17 protein-coding genes are annotated in these 19,149 nt (G+C 51.1%); 7 read left to right on the forward strand and 10 right to left on the reverse strand.

Features of this window, described 5'->3' with window-relative positions; genetic code table 11:
- Positions 1 to 258: 258 nt before the first annotated feature.
- The 5 genes from lolC to cobB are packed head-to-tail and all read left to right on the forward strand — an operon-like array spanning position 259 to position 5,176.
- Positions 259 to 1,458, forward strand: a complete 1,200-nt coding sequence (gene lolC, locus ACLD4F_RS01060; protein WP_001518787.1) for a lipoprotein-releasing ABC transporter permease subunit LolC — start codon at positions 259 to 261, stop codon at positions 1,456 to 1,458.
- Complete coding sequence (gene lolD, locus ACLD4F_RS01065) at positions 1,451 to 2,152, forward strand: lipoprotein-releasing ABC transporter ATP-binding protein LolD (RefSeq protein WP_001033714.1); 702 nt, start codon at positions 1,451 to 1,453, stop codon at positions 2,150 to 2,152. The genes lolC and lolD overlap by 8 nt, the downstream gene beginning before the upstream one ends.
- On the forward strand, positions 2,152 to 3,396 hold the full coding sequence (lolE, locus tag ACLD4F_RS01070; protein WP_000168091.1) for a lipoprotein-releasing ABC transporter permease subunit LolE: 1,245 nt from the start codon (positions 2,152 to 2,154) through the stop codon (positions 3,394 to 3,396). Before lolD ends, lolE begins: the two co-directional genes overlap by 1 nt.
- A 28-nt stretch (positions 3,397 to 3,424) precedes the next feature.
- Complete coding sequence (gene nagK / locus ACLD4F_RS01075) at positions 3,425 to 4,336, forward strand: N-acetylglucosamine kinase (RefSeq protein ID WP_000291330.1); 912 nt, start codon at positions 3,425 to 3,427, stop codon at positions 4,334 to 4,336.
- 18 nt (positions 4,337 to 4,354) lie between these two features.
- The gene (gene cobB / locus ACLD4F_RS01080) at positions 4,355 to 5,176 is read left to right on the forward strand and encodes a Sir2 family NAD+-dependent deacetylase (RefSeq protein ID WP_001191856.1); all 822 of its coding nucleotides are present in this window, start codon (positions 4,355 to 4,357) and stop codon (positions 5,174 to 5,176) included.
- Positions 5,177 to 5,257: 81 nt separating this feature from the next.
- On the opposite strand, the gene potD is transcribed toward cobB, so the two are convergent.
- The 5 genes from potD to potA form a co-directional block, all read right to left on the reverse strand.
- Positions 5,258 to 6,304 carry a spermidine/putrescine ABC transporter substrate-binding protein PotD gene (gene potD, locus ACLD4F_RS01085; protein ID WP_000759329.1) on the reverse strand — a complete coding sequence of 349 codons (1,047 nt, stop codon included), beginning with the start codon at positions 6,302 to 6,304 and terminating at the stop codon, positions 5,258 to 5,260.
- Positions 6,305 to 6,328: 24 nt separating this feature from the next.
- Positions 6,329 to 7,108, reverse strand: coding sequence for a spermidine/putrescine ABC transporter permease PotC (gene potC, locus ACLD4F_RS01090; protein WP_000580299.1), 780 nt, complete (start codon positions 7,106 to 7,108; stop codon positions 6,329 to 6,331).
- Between the two features lie 315 nt (positions 7,109 to 7,423).
- Positions 7,424 to 8,434 (reverse strand): SPI-2 type III secretion system effector SifA, encoded by a 1,011-nt coding sequence (sifA, locus tag ACLD4F_RS01095; RefSeq protein ID WP_411010638.1) that lies wholly within the window; start codon positions 8,432 to 8,434, stop codon positions 7,424 to 7,426.
- Between the two features lie 328 nt (positions 8,435 to 8,762).
- On the reverse strand, positions 8,763 to 9,626 hold the full coding sequence (gene potB, locus ACLD4F_RS01100; protein ID WP_000799391.1) for a spermidine/putrescine ABC transporter permease PotB: 864 nt from the start codon (positions 9,624 to 9,626) through the stop codon (positions 8,763 to 8,765).
- Positions 9,610 to 10,746 (reverse strand): spermidine/putrescine ABC transporter ATP-binding protein PotA, encoded by a 1,137-nt coding sequence (gene potA / locus ACLD4F_RS01105; protein WP_000531582.1) that lies wholly within the window; start codon positions 10,744 to 10,746, stop codon positions 9,610 to 9,612. The genes potB and potA overlap by 17 nt, the downstream gene beginning before the upstream one ends.
- A gap of 250 nt (positions 10,747 to 10,996) precedes the next feature.
- On the opposite strand from potA, the gene pepT reads away from it, so the two are divergent.
- Positions 10,997 to 12,226 carry a peptidase T gene (gene pepT / locus ACLD4F_RS01110; protein WP_079944661.1) on the forward strand — a complete coding sequence of 410 codons (1,230 nt, stop codon included), beginning with the start codon at positions 10,997 to 10,999 and terminating at the stop codon, positions 12,224 to 12,226.
- A gap of 3 nt (positions 12,227 to 12,229) precedes the next feature.
- The gene (locus ACLD4F_RS01115; protein WP_411010639.1) at positions 12,230 to 13,564 is read left to right on the forward strand and encodes a hypothetical protein; all 1,335 of its coding nucleotides are present in this window, start codon (positions 12,230 to 12,232) and stop codon (positions 13,562 to 13,564) included.
- A gap of 39 nt (positions 13,565 to 13,603) precedes the next feature.
- Here the strand turns inward: ACLD4F_RS01115 and roxA are convergent, their stop codons facing one another.
- The 5 genes from roxA to hflD all read right to left on the reverse strand — a co-directional run bounded on the left by roxA (position 13,604) and on the right by hflD (position 19,082).
- A complete protein-coding gene (gene roxA, locus ACLD4F_RS01120) occupies positions 13,604 to 14,725 on the reverse strand; it encodes a [50S ribosomal protein L16]-arginine 3-hydroxylase (RefSeq protein WP_000456514.1) in 1,122 nt (373 codons plus the stop codon).
- Between the two features lie 80 nt (positions 14,726 to 14,805).
- Entirely contained in the window at positions 14,806 to 16,269 is a 1,464-nt protein-coding gene (gene phoQ, locus ACLD4F_RS01125; protein ID WP_001031687.1) for a two-component system sensor histidine kinase PhoQ, read from the reverse strand.
- The gene (gene phoP / locus ACLD4F_RS01130) at positions 16,269 to 16,940 is read right to left on the reverse strand and encodes a two-component system response regulator PhoP (RefSeq protein ID WP_001537766.1); all 672 of its coding nucleotides are present in this window, start codon (positions 16,938 to 16,940) and stop codon (positions 16,269 to 16,271) included. Before phoP ends, phoQ begins: the two co-directional genes overlap by 1 nt.
- A 126-nt stretch (positions 16,941 to 17,066) precedes the next feature.
- Positions 17,067 to 18,437 carry an adenylosuccinate lyase gene (gene purB / locus ACLD4F_RS01135; protein WP_000423766.1) on the reverse strand — a complete coding sequence of 457 codons (1,371 nt, stop codon included), beginning with the start codon at positions 18,435 to 18,437 and terminating at the stop codon, positions 17,067 to 17,069.
- 3 nt (positions 18,438 to 18,440) lie between these two features.
- Positions 18,441 to 19,082: a high frequency lysogenization protein HflD gene (gene hflD, locus ACLD4F_RS01140; protein ID WP_001519653.1), complete on the reverse strand. Its 642-nt coding sequence runs from the start codon at positions 19,080 to 19,082 to the stop codon at positions 18,441 to 18,443.
- Between the last annotated feature and the right edge of the window lie 67 nt (positions 19,083 to 19,149).

Genomic DNA, 19,149 nt, shown 5'->3' on the forward strand with positions numbered 1-19,149 from the left:
CCAGGACAGCATGAAGGACTCAGGTATTCAGGGGCATATGACTGATAAGCAATGTTCTTTATTATCCGCGATCGTTGTTTATTAGCAAATTGAATCCGCCGGATAACACGTCGAACAGGTAAAGTATGAACATGTAAGTGACTTGATTTGTCGGCCTTTTTCAGAATAACGCTGACGAACTCTTACGGTTCAGACATTTACGCATTCCGCTTTCGCTTATATACTCGGGACTTTGCTAACAGCAACCAGACGGATTACATGTATCAACCTGTCGCTCTATTCATCGGCCTGCGTTACATGCGCGGGCGTGCAGCAGATCGCTTCGGTCGCTTCGTTTCCTGGCTTTCCACTATCGGCATTACCCTGGGGGTGATGGCGCTGGTCACGGTATTGTCGGTGATGAACGGTTTTGAGCGCGAACTGCAAAATAACATTCTTGGTTTGATGCCTCAGGCCATCCTCTCTGCTGAACATGGCTCTCTTAACCCGAATCAGATGCCGGAAAAAGCGGTGAATCTGCAAGGCGTTAACCGTATTGCGCCGCTGACGACGGGCGATGTCGTACTGCAAAGCGCGCGTAGCGTTGCGGTTGGCGTGATGTTGGGTATCGATCCGGCGCAAAAAGATCCGTTAACGCCGTATCTGGTCAATGTGAAGCAAAGCGAATTACAGCCGGGTAAGTATAATGTCATCCTCGGCGAGCAGCTCGCCGGACAGTTAGGGGTCAACCGCGGCGATCAGATTCGGCTAATGGTGCCATCTGCCAGCCAGTTTACGCCAATGGGACGTCTGCCCAGCCAGCGTCTGTTTACGGTGATTGGCACATTTGCCGCCAATAGCGAGGTCGATGGCTATGAAATGCTGGTCAATATTCAGGACGCGTCGCGTTTAATGCGCTATCCGGCAGGCAATATTACCGGCTGGCGTCTGTGGCTGGATGAACCGCTGCAAGTCGATACCCTCAGCCAACAGACGCTGCCGCAAGGCACGAAGTGGCAGGACTGGCGCGAACGCAAAGGCGAGTTGTTCCAGGCTGTGCGCATGGAAAAGAACATGATGGGATTGTTGCTGAGTCTCATCGTGGCAGTCGCGGCTTTTAACATTATTACTTCGTTGGGCCTGATGGTCATGGAGAAGCAGGGCGAAGTGGCGATTTTACAAACTCAAGGGCTGACGCCGCGACAAATTATGATGGTCTTTATGGTGCAGGGCGCCAGCGCCGGGATTATTGGCGCGCTGTTGGGCGCCGCGCTGGGCGCATTGCTTGCCAGCCAACTGAATAACCTGATGCCGATCATCGGCGCGTTTCTGGATGGCGCTGCGTTGCCCGTGGCGATAGAGCCGTTACAGGTGATCGTTATCGCTCTGGTGGCAATGGCCATCGCGCTGCTTTCTACGCTTTATCCTTCCTGGCGCGCTGCCGCCACTCAACCCGCTGAGGCTTTACGTTATGAATAAGATCCTGTTGCAATGCGACAACCTGTGCAAACGCTATCAGGAAGGCACCGTACAAACCGACGTGTTGCACGATGTCAGCTTCAGTATCGGCGAAGGCGAAATGATGGCGATCGTCGGCAGTTCCGGTTCGGGTAAAAGTACGTTGCTGCATCTGTTAGGCGGGCTGGATACGCCTACCTCTGGCGATGTGATTTTTAGCGGCCAGCCGATGAGCAAACTCTCTTCTGCGGCAAAAGCGGAATTACGTAACCAGAAACTGGGGTTTATCTATCAGTTTCATCATCTCCTGCCGGATTTTACGGCGCTGGAAAACGTGGCGATGCCATTATTGATTGGCAAAAAGAAACCGGCGGAGATTGACGCTCGGGCGCGAGAAATGCTGCACGCCGTAGGGCTGGAGCATCGCGCAACCCATCGACCTTCGGAACTTTCCGGCGGTGAGCGCCAGCGTGTCGCGATAGCGCGCGCGTTGGTGAATAACCCGCGTCTGGTACTGGCGGATGAGCCGACCGGTAATCTGGATGCGCGTAATGCCGACAGTATTTTTGAGCTTCTGGGCGAGTTAAATCGTCTGCAGGGAACCGCGTTTCTGGTGGTGACTCACGATTTGCAACTGGCGAAACGTATGAGCCGCCAGCTTGAGATGCGCGATGGCCGCCTGACGGCGGAACTGAGCCTGATGGGGGCGGAGTAATGGCGTCGCCTTTATCATTGTTAATTGGCTTGCGTTTCAGCCGTGGACGGCGGCGCGGCGGTATGGTTTCGCTCATTTCCGTCATTTCTACCATCGGTATCGCGCTGGGCGTGGCGGTATTGATTGTCGGTTTAAGCGCGATGAACGGTTTCGAACGCGAGTTGAATAACCGTATTCTGGCGGTGGTTCCGCACGGGGAGATTGAAGCGGTCAATCAGCCGTGGACCAACTGGCGTGAAGCGCTGGCAAAAGTGCAGAAGGTGCCGGGCATTGCCGCCGCCGCGCCGTATATCAATTTTACCGGCCTGGTAGAGAGCGGGGCCAATTTGCGCGCCATTCAGGTTAAAGGCGTCGACCCTAAGCAAGAGCAGCAGCTTAGCGCGTTACCGTCATTTGTGCAAAATCACGCCTGGGATCATTTCAAAGCGGGCGAACAGCAGATCATTATCGGCAAAGGCGTCGCCGATGCTCTGAACGTGAAACAGGGCGACTGGGTGTCCATCATGATCCCCAATGCGAATGCCGACCATAAGCTGCTCCAGCCCAAACGCGTGCGTTTGCATGTCATCGGGATTCTGCAACTGAGCGGCCAGCTCGATCACAGCTTCGCCATGATCCCGCTTGAGGATGCGCAGCAGTATCTGGATATGGGGTCCAGCGTTTCCGGTATCGCGCTTAAAGTCCACGACGTGTTTAATGCGAACAAACTGGTGCGTGACGCGGGTGAAGTGACTAACAGCTATGTCTACATTAAGAGCTGGATCGGCACCTACGGCTATATGTATCGCGATATCCAGATGATTCGCGCCATTATGTATCTGGCGATGATTCTGGTGATCGGCGTGGCCTGTTTTAATATCGTTTCCACCTTAGTGATGGCGGTAAAAGATAAAAGCGGCGACATTGCGGTATTAAGAACGCTGGGGGCGAAAGATGGTTTGATTCGTGCCATTTTCGTCTGGTACGGGCTACTCGCGGGCTTGCTGGGCAGTTTGATTGGCGTGGCGATCGGCGTTGTCGTTTCGCTTCAGCTTACCGCCATTATTAATGGGATTGAAAAGGCGATCGGGCATCAGTTTTTGTCCGGCGATATCTATTTTATCGACTTCCTGCCATCCGAATTACATTGGCTGGACGTTGTTTACGTACTGGTCACGGCGTTGTTGTTAAGCTTACTGGCGAGCTGGTATCCGGCGCGGCGGGCGAGCAACATTGACCCTGCGCGAGTATTGAGCGGCCAGTAATCGCGGAATATAAAAACAAGGAGCGGTGATGTATTACGGGTTTGACATTGGCGGAACAAAGATTGCGTTAGGCGTATTTGACTCAACGCGGCGGCTGCAGTGGGAAAAACGGGTTCCCACGCCCCATACCAGCTATAGCGCCTTTTTAGACGCCGTGTGCGAACTGGTCGCGGAAGCCGACCAGCGATTTGGCGTAAAAGGGTCGGTAGGGATTGGCATACCCGGTATGCCGGAAACTGAAGACGGCACGCTGTACGCCGCGAATGTCCCGGCAGCCAGCGGTAAGCCGTTGCGCGCCGATCTCAGCGCCCGACTGGATCGCGATGTGCGTCTGGACAATGACGCTAACTGTTTTGCCTTGTCCGAAGCCTGGGATGATGAATTCACGCAATATCCTTTGGTTATGGGGCTTATCCTCGGCACCGGCGTCGGCGGTGGCCTGGTGCTAAACGGGAAGCCGATTACCGGTCAGAGCTATATCACCGGCGAGTTTGGCCATATGCGTTTGCCGGTTGACGCGCTAACGTTGATGGGGTTTGATTTTCCTCTCCGCCGTTGTGGATGCGGCCAGATGGGCTGCATTGAGAATTATCTGTCCGGGCGCGGGTTTGCGTGGCTATATCAGCATTATTATGATCAATCGCTGCAGGCGCCGGAGATTATCGCGTTGTGGGAGCAGGGTGATGAGCAGGCGCACGCGCATGTTGAGCGCTATCTGGATTTACTGGCGGTTTGTCTGGGGAATATACTGACGATTGTCGATCCCGATTTATTGGTGATCGGCGGCGGACTATCGAACTTTACGGCAATAACAACGCAACTGGCGGAAAGACTGCCGCGCCATCTCCTCCCTGTTGCCCGCGCGCCGCGCATTGAGCGTGCGCGGCATGGGGATGCAGGTGGGATGCGCGGTGCTGCTTTTTTACATCTTACCGACTAATCAAAAAAAGAGGTTGTTATGCAGTCGCGTCGGTTTCATCGATTAAGCCGCTTTCGTAAAAATAAACGTCTGTTGCGTGAACGTCTGCGCCAGCGGATCTTTTTCAGAGACAGAGTGGTGCCGGAAATGATGGAAAACCCAAGAGTATTAGTCCTTACAGGTGCAGGAATTTCTGCAGAGTCTGGTATTCGTACGTTTCGCGCGGCGGATGGCCTTTGGGAAGAGCATCGGGTTGAAGACGTGGCAACGCCGGAAGGATTCGCCCGTAATCCGGGGCTGGTGCAGACATTTTATAATGCCCGCCGTCAGCAGCTTCAACAGCCGGAAATACAACCTAATGCGGCGCATCTGGCGTTAGCGAAGCTTGAAGAAGCGCTTGGCGATCGCTTTTTGCTGGTGACGCAAAACATCGACAATTTGCATGAACGCGCGGGCAATCGCAACATCATTCATATGCATGGCGAGCTGTTGAAGGTGCGCTGTTCTCAAAGTGGCCAGATTCTGGAATGGAACGGCGATGTGATGCCGGAAGATAAATGTCACTGCTGTCAGTTCCCGGCGCCGCTACGTCCGCACGTGGTGTGGTTTGGCGAGATGCCGCTTGGCATGGATGAAATTTATATGGCGCTGTCGATGGCGGATATTTTTATCGCCATTGGCACATCCGGTCATGTCTATCCGGCTGCGGGTTTTGTGCATGAAGCAAAACTGCACGGCGCACATACGGTGGAACTGAATCTTGAGCCAAGCCAGGTCGGCAGCGAGTTTGAAGAGAAGCACTACGGCCCGGCAAGCCAGGTTGTGCCGGAATTTGTTGATAAATTCCTGAAAGGGCTGTAGTGCTGTTTGCCCGGTAACGCCTTATCCGGCCTACATTTCACGTTACGTTCATCTGTAGGCCCGACAGGCGCTTTGGCTGAATTAGCGTCCTGCTTTTAGCTTCTGATAATACTCTTCATAAATGGCGCTGGCGTCGCCGACATCGTTTTGCCACTCGCCTTTGCTGATGGTTTGCGCATCCGGATAGAGCGACTTATCATTGGCGACCTCCGGGCTTAACAGCTTACGCGCCGCCAGGTTGGGGGTAGGGTAGCCGATGGTTTCTGCCACCTCTTTCGCGACGTCAGGACGCAGCAGGAAGTTGATTAGCTTCAGCGCGCCCTCTTTATTTTTCGCGTTCGCCGGAATAGCCAGGCTATCCATCCAGAAAATACCGCCTTCCTTCGGCCAGACGACCTCCAGCGGCGTGCCAGCCTGACGAGCAACGAAGGCCGAACCGTTCCACACCATCCCCAGGTTGACTTCTCCTTCCATATACGGATTCGCCGGATTATCGGAGTTGAAGGCCGCTACGTTCGGCATCAGTTTTTTCAACTCTTCATATGCCGCTTCGATCTCTTTCGGATCGGTAGTGTTACCGGAATAACCTAGCTTGCGCAGCGCCATCTGGAAGACTTCTCGCGCATCGTCGGTTAAAAGCAGGCTGTTTTTATATTCCGGTTTCCACAAGTCAGCCCAGCTGGTAATGGTTTTTGGATCGATAGCATCGCTGTTCACGCCAATCGCCGTTGCGCCCCAGATATACGGGACAGAATAATCGTTGTTGGGGTCAAACGGTTTGTTGAGCATTTCCGGATCGAGGTTGTGGAAATTGGTTAATTTCGACTTATCGATCTTCTGGATCATGCCTTCTTTGCGCATTTTGTCGACATAGTATGTAGAAGGAACAACCAGGTCATACGCGCCATCTTTATAGGTTTTGAGTTTGGCATACATGGTTTCGTTCGACTCGTAGGTCGAATAAATCACCTTAATGCCGGTCTCTTTAGTGAACTGTTCCAGCAGGCCCGGCGGCACATACTCAGTCCAGTTATAGAAATAGAGCGTGTCGTTGTCGGAGGCATGAGCGGCACTCATACCCAGCGCCAGGGCGCCCGCCGCGAGCAGGTGGCGTGACCATTTTTTCATTTAACGTCCCCTGAATTATGGGCCTTATCGGCCCTTGGTTTTATCACGAGCAATAAGCTGGCTGGCAATGACCATTACCAGAGACAGCACCAATAAAACGGTCGCCAGCGCGTTCACTTCTGGTGAAACGCCGACTTTTACCATGGAATAAATCTTTAAGGGTAAAATTTCATAGCCCGGCCCGGTGACAAACGACGAGACCACGACATCGTCCATCGACAACGTAAAGCTCAGCAACCAGCCCGCCGCCACCGCTGGCATCGCCAGCGGCAGAATGATTTTGCGTAAAATCGTTACCTCACTGGCCCCCAGGTCTTTTGCGGCTTCCAGCATTCTGACATCAAAGCCTTTCAGGCGCGAATAGACCGTGACGACCACAAACGGCAGGCTAAAGGTGATATGCGAGAACAGCAACGACCAAAAGCCCAATTGAATGCCGAGTAACATAAACAGCACCAGCAGGGAGATCGCCATCACAATATCCGGCGACATCATTACTACAAACAGCATCCCGCTGACGAATGGCTTCCCGCGAAAGCGGTAGCGATAAAGCGCCACCGCGGTTAACGAGCCAATCAACGTAGCGAAGGTCGCTGAGAAAATCGCCATCGTCAGTGAATGTTGAGCGGCCTGCAACAGACTGTCGTTATTGACCAGTAGTTCGTACCATTTAGTGGTAAAGCCCTGCCAGTTAATGCCGAACCGCGAACTGTTGAAGGAGTTCACAATCAGAATAATGATAGGAATATACAGATACGCATAGATGGCAGTCATGAAACCGCCACGGAGCAGCCGACCGATCATTCAAGTTCCACCTTCTTATTCAGAGGATGGGGTGCTTTTAGAGTATTGAAAATGATCAATTTTTTCTCTTCTCCAAAATCTCTCCAAAACGTCTCGCGGTTATCAGCAGCCAGGAAGAAGCAAGCTGCCGCTTGAAGCCGCGAATTTTACAACAAATTGCCAGACGAGCGGGAAAAAAAGGCCATCTAAATGACTATTCTCATCCGATCCGGTCAGATGCGGCATTATTGCGCCAGGCAAGAGGTTACTCTGTAGGCAAACATGAAGTACGTGAGTAAACCCTGAACGTGACGTCTGAGAAAGCGTCGTCTGATTTTATAAAAAACAACATAAACAGCCGCTTTGTTGTTCTGAGCGAACGTGTAGCGTGGTTAACTGTTCTTCCGCCATTTTTTGTATAGCCTGGGGGTCTATTCTAAAAATGGCGTGAAAAAACTGATCAGAGAGGGCTTCGATTATCTCAGCTAACATGCTTAGGCTGGCACTGGGATCCGTTACGAGGAACGCCTGAAACGTCTTATCCGCCAGTAAAACCTCTTCTACCATTTTTTCAATAGGTATGTGGGTATGCGGTGGTGGTATTTCAAGCTGTTTTAAGCCACACATCGTCATTGTTTCTAAAAATGCGTTTTGCTGAGTACTTTCGGATATATTCGCATGCTGTAAAATGCGCGTTGTCTTTTCAATCCCAGACTGAATTTTCTCTGCCAGGTAGGTTACCTTTTCTTGCGTTTTCCACTCATCTAAATTTCCTTTTCTCCATTCAGAATATAAATACCCCTCTATGTTGTCTAATGGAACCGATAATGTCGGCGCGCCAGCAGGATTGAGACATAATGTCGAAGGGAGGGGGTAATCTACGATTTCGCTATATCTTCTATTAATCATGGCCGTCATTTGTGGATGCGGTTTTAAAATATCGGGGCGATCTTTTATTAAAAAATAAGCATTCCCCATGACTTCACAGGTAAAGGCATCGGTATTTTGAGTGATACGTAACAATTCGTTCTCTTCGTTTTGATCCATGATGCGAAGAATAATAGTGTCATCATTTTCATTAGGATTATAAACCTGAAATCTATCTCTTTGTGATGCGCAGGCTAACTCTTTTAACTCAAAAAAAATCTCTGTAAGCCGCTCTCGTGTGGGGGTGCGATCGGCAAACAACATCTCATGTAGACAACTGTCCGCTTTTGCTTTGCCAGTAGAAAAAAAGAAGTCTTTAATTTTTTCCCATAAAACTTTCCACCATGCTTCTTTCGTATTCCTTGGGGAGTTGGTAAGGATTTCACTTTTTAAAAAACCATTCCCTATAGTAATCGGCATATTAATCTCACTTATACTGGAGTAAAAATGACTACATAATTGATTAAATCGACCCTTTTTATCTCAACTGCGGGCGCATCGGATGTAATATAATTTTTAAAAGAGACTGGCAATCAGTATAAAACCTGAGAGCTTCGCGTATAAACGCATTACTGTCTGTGCTAGCGTCGGTACAGGTAAAAGTAAAAGAAGGCCTGGCGCGGATGATGTTGTAGATTTGCAATACTGGCGGCAACTTCTTTCATGCGTTTTTTATGCCGGAGGCATGAAGTTTACCCTTGAATAAACTTCATGCCTGGATGCGTGTGGATTTGTTAGCGTTGCGCAATTAATCGCTTATATCACTCACCTTCTTATTCAATAAGCGGGAAGCCCGCCAGTAAATCAACAGCATGAGTCCCATCACAATGGTCAGCGTAATGCTGGTCGCCGCGCCAAACGGCCAGTCGCGAATATTCAGGAACTGTACCTTAATGACGTTACCAATCAGCAGGTTTTTCGCGCCACCCATTAAATCGGAGACGTAGAACAGGCCCATTGCCGGTAGCATCACGAGCAGGCAACCGGCGACAATGCCCGGCATGGTTAATGGAATAATGATGCGGATGAACGTTTGCATTTTACTGGCGCCGAGATCGCGTGCGGCCTCCAGTAGCGGTTTGTCGAGCTTCTCAATGCTGGAGTAGAGCGGCATGACCATAAACGGCAGCAAAATGTAAACCAGGCCGATAATAACGGCGCTCGGGGTGAACATGATGCGAATCGGCGTATCAATCACGCCCAGCCACAGCAGGAATTCATTGAGATAACCTTTAGTGCTCAGGAATATTTTCAACCCATAGATGCGGATCAGTGAGTTGGTCCAGAAAGGAACAATCAGCAAAAACAGCAATAACGGACGTATCTTTTCCGGTAACTTCGCCAGAAACCAGGCAAAAGGATAGCCCAGCACCAGGCAGGAGAGGGTGGCGATCAGCGCCATATTCAGAGAGTGCAGGAGCACTTCAAAATAGAGCGGATCGAGCAGGCGTGCGTAGTTATCCAGCGTAAAGACCATCTTGACGAAACTGGCGTCGTCACGGGTCAGAAAGCTGGTGCCAATGATCATCAGGTTGGGCAGAAAAACAAACAACACAAGCCAACCGACGATAGTGACAATCACTACATTCTGGAATTTACTTGTGTTCTTCATCAGCCAGTACGACCTCCCAGCTTTCTACCCAACTAATGGCCATTTTTTGGTCAAGTGAATGGTCGAAGTCAGGATCGTCTTCGTTGAAGAATTCGCTGACCATCACCATTTTGCCATTTTCCAGTTCAACCACCGACTCCAGCGTCATACCTTTATAATTGCGCTCGCGCACGTAGCCGATAAGCCCTTCGATGTGGTTATCATCGTTGATCTCTTCGACGCGTAGATCTTCCGGTCGCAGCAGGACGTTCAGTTTTTGGCCTGGTTCGACAGCGAAATTGACGTATATATTGCACTCCCGACCTTCTACGCTGGCGCGGACGCGCTGTTCATCAAGCCGTTCAATGACTGTCGCGTCAAAGCGGTTAATTTCGCCGATAAAACCGGCGACAAACAGGTTTTTTGGCTCTTCATAGATTTCACGCGGCGTGCCGTCTTGCTCAATCACGCCATTACGCATTACCACGATACGATCGGACATGGTGAGCGCTTCTTCCTGATCGTGAGTGACAAAAACAAACGTGATACCGAGTTTACGCTGTAATGCTTTAAGCTCGTTCTGCATTTGTTTGCGCAATTTATAATCCAGCGCGGAGAGCGATTCATCCAGTAATAACAGGCGAGGTTTATTCACCACCGCGCGAGCGATAGCCACACGCTGCTGCTGTCCGCCGGAAAGCTGGTGCGGTTTACGTTGTGCAAACTCTTCAAGCTGCACCATACGCAGCGCATCGGTCACGCGGGGCGCAATCTCGGCGGCTGGCGTTTTTTGCATTCGTAAGCCAAACGCGACATTTTCAAACACCGTCATATGCGGAAATAAAGCGTAGCTTTGAAATACGGTGTTCACATAACGATTTTCGGCGGGAACGTGGGTGATATCCTGGTTATCCAACATGATATGCCCGGCATCAACGGTTTCCAGGCCGGCAATCAGGCGAAGAACGGTTGTTTTACCGCAGCCGGAAGGGCCAAGTAGCGTGAGGAATTCGCCATTGTTAATGGTCAAATCCAGCTGTGAAATGACCTCTTTGCCATCGAAACTTTTGCTAATTCCCGACAAAAGCACCAGCGGTGAAAGCGAACGCGGTTGTTTATTCAATTTCTTACTCTGTCCCATGTAAACGCAACGGATGGCTGACCGCTGCGGGGTTTGTGGTTAACCACCTTAATCACTCTTAATGAGGGCGGTCATTCTACGGCAAACCACTGTGATCGCCAATCCTTGTTGCGAATTACTGACTTAGCTTTATAGTCAGAAAGCGTGTCAAAGTGAAATATTCTTGTTTGCAGGGATAAAAGTGACCTGACGCAATATTTGTCTTTTCTTGCTTATTAATAATGTTGTCACGAAAAGTGAGGGTGACTGCATGGATAAACTACTTGAGCGTTTTTTACACTACGTATCGCTGGATACCCAATCAAAGTCGGGTGTTCGGCAGGTTCCCAGCACTGAGGGGCAGTGGAAGTTACTACGTTTGCTCAAACAGCAGCTCGAAGAGATGGGGCTGGTTAACATTACATTAAGTGAAAAAGGGACGTTGATGGCGACGCTCCCGGCCAATGTTGAGGGGGATATTCCCGCCATTGGTTTTATCTCCCATGTGGATACCTCTCCGGATTTCAGCGGTAAAAACGTTAATCCGCAGATTGTCGAGAATTATCGCGGCGGCGATATAGCATTAGGGATTGGCGATGAGGTGTTGTCACCCGTGATGTTCCCGGTACTGCATCAATTACTGGGACAGACGCTGATTACTACTGATGGTAAGACATTGCTGGGCGCGGACGATAAAGCCGGTGTTGCGGAGATCATGACCGCGCTGGCGGTGCTGAAAGGTAATCCTATTCCCCACGGCGACATTAAAGTGGCGTTTACGCCTGACGAAGAGGTAGGGAAAGGCGCGAAGCACTTCGATGTTGAGGAATTTGGCGCGCAGTGGGCCTATACGGTCGACGGCGGCGGCGTGGGCGAACTGGAGTTTGAAAACTTCAATGCCGCCTCGGTGAATATCAAAATCGTCGGCAATAACGTGCATCCCGGTACGGCGAAAGGCGTGATGGTCAATGCGCTGTCGTTGGCGGCGAGGATTCACGCGGAAGTGCCGGCGGATGAAGCGCCGGAAACCACCGAAGGTTACGAAGGGTTTTATCATCTGGCCAGCATGAAAGGCACCGTTGACCGGGCCGAAATGCACTACATCATTCGCGATTTCGACCGTAAGCAGTTTGAAGCGCGTAAACGCAAAATGATGGAGATTGCCAAAAAAGTCGGTAAGGGGCTGCATCCGGACTGCTATATCGAACTGGTGATTGAAGACAGTTATTACAATATGCGCGAAAAAGTGGTTGAGCATCCGCATATTCTCGATATCGCCCAGCAGGCCATGTGCGACTGTCATATTACGCCGGAGATGAAACCGATTCGCGGCGGTACAGACGGGGCGCAACTGTCGTTTATGGGCTTGCCGTGTCCTAATCTCTTTACCGGCGGATATAACTATCATGGTAAACATGAGTTTGTGACGCTGGAGGGGATGGAAAAAGCGGTACAGGTGATTGTACGTATCGCGGAGCTGACGGCGAAGCGCGGCCAGTAGCGAATGTTACGCATTGTGGTGAAGCGTTTTATTATTTATGGCGGGATATTTTCCGCCATCAATTTTTCTGCCTGGAGCGCCGAATATACGCCTTCCTGGTCCCTGCGCCAGCAACAATCTGCAGCATGTTTTATGACCGGCGATGAAACCTGCATGACGTTTATTGATGATGCGGTGAGGCTGGCCTCGCGGCAATATGGCAAACGCTCAATACAGCTTGTTCGTAGCCTGCTATTACAAAGCGATATTTATCAATGGCTGGGTAAACCTGAATTAACGCCGCAAATGCTGCTGCGAGCGCGGGCAATCATGAAAACATTTCCGGCGGGCACTTATCCGGGCGATCGGGCCGATATGTTTGAACACCTGGCGGCCTTTAATGTTTACAGTGACGATCGCCATATAGAGTATTCATCTACAGAGCAGTGGCGATACGAGATCAAGGTTGATTACCGTCAGCGGATAGCCTGGCAAGAGCAGGCATTAACGTGGCGTCTTAAAGACAAAAAGGCATCGACGGAGGCATTGGTTTATACCTTAAACAGGATGCGCGACGCTTATTCTGATGCGCTGGAAGAGCGGGATGTCGAATGTGATAGTGCGCGTAAAGCCTATTATTTGGCGAAGATAGACGCAACGGAGCGGCAGTGGTTGGGCGTTATTTTACGGGATAAAACCTGGGATAATCGTGAGCGTGTCGCCTCTTTTTTGCAGCAGAAAGCGGATATTGCTTATAATGCAGGACATATTAGCGAGGCGATTAATGCGCTAAGTCAGGCGCTAAAAATTAAGCAAACGCTTTATGGCGCCGAATTCGGCGAAATGACGGTTGACAGCAATAATCTTGCTGGCTTTTATGCACAGGGCCATCATTATAAGGAAGCGAAAGATCTCTACCTTAAACTTATCGCGTATTACCAGAGCCGTTTAACGCCAATGGCGACGGTAATATCACGATTACGCTTTTATTTGCCCGAAAACATCGACCTGGACAGTACCTCCCTCTATCTCCCATTGCTGGCAGAATATAAACGTCGGCAGTCTGACGTATCAATGGTGTTGTATGGTATTTCGCTGCTTTATCAGAGTAATCAAGAACTTGAACAAGCAAAAGACTTTGCGGAACGCGCCTTTACGCTTGATGCCGTAGCTTATCCAGCAAAGATGCAGTATGAACGATTACAGCAACTGGCTAATATTGCCGAAGGTCTTGGAGATAACGCGCAGGTGCGACGTTACCGACAATTGTCATTTCGCCATCGAATGGCCCACTCGATTTATCCGGGCGATCCGCAATATAACGATTTCGCCAAACCTGGTGGCGATCGTTGTGGATAGTTTGCGTCAGCCCGGCGGTCGCCGGGCATTGCGATGTTCTTATCCTTCGAAGAACCAGTACCCGCTATTCACCAGCGCCGCCAGCATCGCGAGGAAGGACGGGTCTTCCAGCGCATCGCCGAAGTTTTCAGCGGTTAGTGCAATATGACTGGCGAGCGCCTCCAGAGCGGGGCGATGCGGAGAGTCTATTTTTTCGCCATTCGCATAGACCTCATCGCCGATACGCAATACGCGAAGCCCGCCGAGACGTACTAATACCTCGCCTTGCTTTAAGGCATCGTAAATCTCATCAGGCTGATACGGCGGCTCCGGCGGCGCAATATCCAGCTCGTGGCGTGACTGAGAGAGAAACTCGCCAAGCCACTGTTGGAAATGCGCGGGTTGATTGATCAAATCGAGCATCATATTACGCAGTTTATCCATCTCCTGCGGCAGGATATCCGCCGGATGCTTGCGGGACGGCATATCCGGATCGCTGTAGTATGTATTGCCCAACTCCCGTTGCAGGACGTAATCGGCAAAACCGCTGATCAGCTCACGGCTATTGGGCGCGCGAAAACCGACCGAATAGTTCATGGCGTTTTCCAGCGCATAGCCTTCATGCGGGAATCCTGGCGGAATATACAGAATGTCGCCCGGCTCCAGCTCTTCATCAATAATGGCCTCGAACGGATCGACTTGTAACAGGTCGGGATGTGGGCAGTGCTGACGCATTTGCAGCTTTTCGCCCACGCGCCAGCGACGGCGACCGGTTCCCTGGATAATAAACACATCATACTGATCCAGATGCGGGCCAACGCCGCCGCCGGGAACGGAAAAGGAGATCATCAGATCGTCGATACGCCAGTCCGGCAGAGCGCGGAACGGGCGCATCAAGGCGGCGGTGGGTTCGTGCCAGTGGTTTACCGCCTGTACCAGCAGCGACCAGTTGCTCTCACCCAGATGATCGTAGCTTTCGAAAGGGCCATGGCTGACCTGCCATTTGCCATCCTGATGGCTAACGAGTCGGCTGTCGATTTCGCTTTCCATCGCCAGCCCCGCCAGCTCATCCGGCGAGAGCGGATCGATAAAGTTGCTAAACCCACGTTTTAAGACCACCGGGCGTTTTTGCCAGTGGCGTTCAAGAAAGTCGGGCCAGTTAAGAGTTAATTGGTATTCCATGTTAAGTATCCGCAGGCTGGTATCTGACACCGATTATAACGGATGCTTAACGAGATGCGTGGAAGAACGCACAGAAATGTTTATTCCTCTTTCTGTGTGGGATGCTGTCGGCCAAAAACGACCTCCATACGGGCGCCGCCGAGCAGACTGTCGCTGGCAATGATCTGCCCGGCGTATTGTTCCGTAATCTCGCGCGCGACAGCCAGCCCCACGCCTTGTCCTGGTCGTAGGGTATCGGCGCGCTGACCGCGATCAAACACCAGGGAACGTTTGCTGTGGGGAATGCCTGGGCCGTCATCTTCGACGAAAATATGCAAATGATCGTCGGTCTGGCGAGCCGAAATCTCGACAAACTCCAGGCAATATTTACAAGCGTTGTCCAGTACGTTGCCCATTACTTCGACAAAGTCGTTTTGCTCGCCGACAAAACTGATCTCTGGTGAAATATCCATACTGATATTCACCCCTTTACGCTGATAAACTTTATTGAGCGCGGAGATCAGGTTATCTAACAACGGCGCGACGGGATGCAGTTCGCGGCTTAACAATACGCCGCTACCGCGCATACTGGCGCGATGCAGATAATAGCCGATCTGCTGGGAAATCCGGCTGATCTGTTCCAGCATCACCGGTTCAGCTTTGCTGACGCTCATCTTTTCGTTGCGTAAAGAGCGTAACGTACTCTGCAAAACCGCGAGCGGCGTTTTTAAACTGTGCGTCAGGTCGGTCAGGGTCGTGCGGTATTTGTTATAACGTTCACGCTCGCTTTTGAGCAGTTGATTAAGGTTGCGCACAAGGCTGGTCAGCTCACGCGTCGTCTCCGGATTGAGCATTTCGCGGTGATGATCTTCAAGCTCGCGGACTTCCCGTGCCAGCGCCTCGATAGGGCGTAAGCTCCACCAGGCGGCGATCCACAGTAAAGGAATGACTAACAGTAAATTGGCGGCCAGCACGTATACGAACCAGCTCCACACCATATAGGAGCGTTTTAGTTCTATCGGAATGGTATCGACCACCACGATGGTTAACTGCGGCATCCGCGCCGTGGCAGGATAAATATTTACCGCTACCGAGTGGGTCATCTCGGCATCATCGTCATCTTCACGTACTTCTTTGAGTTTTTCCTGCGCGGAATGGTCTTCGCTCAACAGCGTGCTGGTGGCGTCTACGTTGGTTTCAATTTCATGGAAGCCGTTCGTTTTTAACCATTCCGGTTGAATGCTTTTAATCAGCCAGGGGATATTGCGCTGCGTCCATAATAATTTGCCCGTTTCATCGTAAATCAGCGTCATGGTCGGGCTTTGCATGTCCAGATTTTCAGGCAGCTCAACGCTGATTTTATTATTTTCCCATTTGGCGAGGGTATAAAACAGGTTGCTTTCGCCGCGCAGCAAACGAAAGGTGGTTTTATCAAAACTTACGCTATAGCCGACCAGCGCCACTATGCCATATGCCAAAGAAAGCACCAGCACGACGCCGGCTGTCGCCAGCAAAAAACGAACCCGCAGCGACAGCGGCAGAAAATGGCGAGCAAATTTATTCATTAGCGCAATTCAAAAAGATATCCTTGTCCGCGTACGGTGGTAATGACATCGTGCGGATACTGGGCCTGTATTTTTTTCCGCAGACGCCCCATGAGAACATCAATGGTATGACTTTCCCGCAGTTCCGCATCCGGATACAGTTGAAGCATCAGCGAATCCTTGCTGACCACTTTACCGTTGTTACGGATAAGCGTTTCCATAATGGTGTATTCGAACGCCGTGAGTTTGATGACCTCTTCATTGACGGATAATTCCCGACGTGAGAGATCCACCTGGAAAGGCGGGATGTTGATCACCTGGGAGGCCAGACCGCTATTACGGCGCATTAACGCCTGCATACGCGCCATTACCTCTTCGATGTGGAATGGCTTCGTTACGTAGTCATCGGCCCCGGAGCTGAGAACCTCGACTTTATCCTGCCAGCCTTCGCGCGCGGTTAACACCAGAACCGGCAGTGAAACATCACTGCTGCGCCAGCGGCGTATCAAGGAAAGGCCGTCTTCATCCGGCAGACCTAAATCGACAATAGCGATATCCGGAAGGTGTTCATTAAGGTAGTAATCAGCTTCCCTGGCATCTTCTGCGGCATCGACCTGGTGACCTGAATCCTGGAGCTGAACCTTCAGGTGGTGGCGTAATAATGCATTATCCTCTACAACCAGTACGCGCATCATCTCTTCTCCCTTGTGTTAACAATAAGAACAGTCTAGCGTTGATTATGGTGCTTTGGGGATAAACAGTTAATAAACCAGACAAATAGTCACCCTCTTTCTGAAGAAAAGAGGGTGAGGCAGACATTATTTAAGTTCGTCGACCAGAGTCACAGCGCGACCGATATAATTTGCCGGCGTCATGGCTTTAAGGCGCGTTTTTTCTGCTTCCGGCAGGGCCAGACTATCAATAAACTGTTTCATTCCTTCGGCATCAACACGCTTGCCACGGGTCAACTCTTTCAGTTTTTCATATGGTTTTTCAATACCATAGCGGCGCATGACGGTCTGGATCGGTTCGGCTAATACTTCCCAGTTGTGATCCAGTTCGTCAAGCAGATGATCGCGGTTTACTTCCAGCTTGCTGACGCCCTTCAGGGTGGACTGATAAGCGATAAGCGCATAGCCGATGCCGACACCCAGGTTACGCAGGACGGTTGAGTCGGTCAGATCGCGCTGCCAGCGGGAAACCGGCAGTTTGTTTGCCAGATGGTGCAACACTGCATTAGACAGACCGAGGTTGCCTTCTGAGTTTTCAAAGTCAATGGGGTTAACTTTATGCGGCATAGTAGAAGAACCGATCTCCCCGGCGATGGTTTTCTGTTTGAAATGGTTCAACGCAATATAGCCCCAGACATCGCGATCGAAATCGATCAGGATGGTGTTAAAGCGCGCGATACAGTCAAACAGTTCCGCAATATAATCATGTGGTTCAATCTGGGTGGTGTAAGGGTTCCACTGGATGCCCAGCGAGGTGACGAACTCTTCGCTGAACTGATGCCAGTCAACTTCCGGATAGGCGGCGATATGCGCGTTATAGTTGCCTACGGCGCCGTTGATTTTACCGAGGATCTCCACCTGGTTGAGCTGGCGGAACTGACGCTCCATACGATACGCCACGTTCGCCATCTCTTTACCCAGAGTGGAAGGCGTTGCCGGCTGGCCGTGGGTGCGGGAGAGCAGAGGGATATCGCGATACTGTACGGACAGATCTTTCACTGCGTCGATAAGCTTACGCCAGTATGGCAGGACTACTTCGTCGCGAGCGGTTTTCAACATCAGCGCGTGAGACAGGTTGTTGATGTCTTCTGACGTACACGCGAAGTGGATAAACTCGGAAACGGCATGCAGTTCCGGGATATCAGCCACTTTTTCTTTCAGGAAATACTCAACTGCCTTCACATCATGGTTAGTCGTACGCTCAATGGTTTTAATGCGCGCGGCATCTTCTTCGTTGAAGTTTGCCACAAGCGTATCCAGGTAACCGTTTGCGTCGGCAGCAAAAGCAGGAACTTCCTTGATCGCTGCGTGCGCGGCTAATTTCTGCAGCCAACGTACTTCGACTTGTACACGAAATTTCAGCAAACCGTATTCGCTAAAAATTCCGCGCAGCGCGCTGACTTTATCGCCGTAGCGTCCATCGACAGGGGAAACGGCGGTCAGTGAGGATAATTCCATAGATCATAACTCCGGGGTTAAATGAGCAAGAATTTGTTTTGCCTGAGTCGTCAGGCGATGACGAGAAAACATAAGCTGTAGGCGACCACCGCCTACCTGATGCCAGAGCACGGCTGCACGGATGCCTGCCAGTAGCGAGGCGCGGACTTTGGCCTGCACCTGCGGACTTTGCAGAACGGCCGGGGAGCCCGTCACCTGAATGCGCGGGCCCAATGGGCTAATCACATCCACGTAGATGCCCGCCATGGCGCTCATTAACGTGTCTGACTGTAAATCAAAATGATCAAGCTGGCGCTGCAGGCCGTTAATGCGATCGCCTAACGTATTCAATGCGCCTTTGGCGGATGACAGCTTGCGCTCCAGCACCATCAGGCTAAGCGTATAACGCGTCAGTTCGGCGTTAAGTCCTTGTCGGCTGCTGGCATTCAGCACGCCGAGCAGTGTTTCCAGACCAAGACGCAGGTTAGCTTCGCTGCCGCCGAACACGCCCAGAGTAGAACTGGGATTCATATCAATGACACTGTTGAGTGAAACGTGCAACGCGTCGGCATCACAGTGTCCCTGGTGCGCCAGTTGTTGCACCAGGCGTGCCGACTGGCAAATGCCAGACAGCGCGAGGGTGATGTCATAATAATTCTTTGCCACAATCACTGCTTCCTTGTATCAAATAAAATACACTTCATCTTTTAAGCCGCTTCGAGGCGACTTGAAT

This window comes from Salmonella sp. 741265050_HSA (genome assembly GCF_046569445.1).
GTDB lineage: Bacteria > Pseudomonadota > Gammaproteobacteria > Enterobacterales > Enterobacteriaceae > Salmonella > Salmonella enterica.

Coding starts and splice junctions, on each gene's coding strand:
- lolC (WP_001518787.1), top strand. CDS start 259: ATGTATCAACCTGTCGCTCTATTCATCGGCCTGCGTTACATGCGCGGG.
- lolD (WP_001033714.1), top strand. CDS start 1,451: ATGAATAAGATCCTGTTGCAATGCGACAACCTGTGCAAACGCTATCAG.
- lolE (WP_000168091.1), top strand. CDS start 2,152: ATGGCGTCGCCTTTATCATTGTTAATTGGCTTGCGTTTCAGCCGTGGA.
- nagK (WP_000291330.1), top strand. CDS start 3,425: ATGTATTACGGGTTTGACATTGGCGGAACAAAGATTGCGTTAGGCGTA.
- cobB (WP_001191856.1), top strand. CDS start 4,355: ATGCAGTCGCGTCGGTTTCATCGATTAAGCCGCTTTCGTAAAAATAAA.
- potD (WP_000759329.1), bottom strand. CDS start 6,304: ATGAAAAAATGGTCACGCCACCTGCTCGCGGCGGGCGCCCTGGCGCTG.
- potC (WP_000580299.1), bottom strand. CDS start 7,108: ATGATCGGTCGGCTGCTCCGTGGCGGTTTCATGACTGCCATCTATGCG.
- sifA (WP_411010638.1), bottom strand. CDS start 8,434: ATGCCGATTACTATAGGGAATGGTTTTTTAAAAAGTGAAATCCTTACC.
- potB (WP_000799391.1), bottom strand. CDS start 9,626: ATGAAGAACACAAGTAAATTCCAGAATGTAGTGATTGTCACTATCGTC.
- potA (WP_000531582.1), bottom strand. CDS start 10,746: ATGGGACAGAGTAAGAAATTGAATAAACAACCGCGTTCGCTTTCACCG.
- pepT (WP_079944661.1), top strand. CDS start 10,997: ATGGATAAACTACTTGAGCGTTTTTTACACTACGTATCGCTGGATACC.
- ACLD4F_RS01115 (WP_411010639.1), top strand. CDS start 12,230: ATGTTACGCATTGTGGTGAAGCGTTTTATTATTTATGGCGGGATATTT.
- roxA (WP_000456514.1), bottom strand. CDS start 14,725: ATGGAATACCAATTAACTCTTAACTGGCCCGACTTTCTTGAACGCCAC.
- phoQ (WP_001031687.1), bottom strand. CDS start 16,269: ATGAATAAATTTGCTCGCCATTTTCTGCCGCTGTCGCTGCGGGTTCGT.
- phoP (WP_001537766.1), bottom strand. CDS start 16,940: ATGCGCGTACTGGTTGTAGAGGATAATGCATTATTACGCCACCACCTG.
- purB (WP_000423766.1), bottom strand. CDS start 18,437: ATGGAATTATCCTCACTGACCGCCGTTTCCCCTGTCGATGGACGCTAC.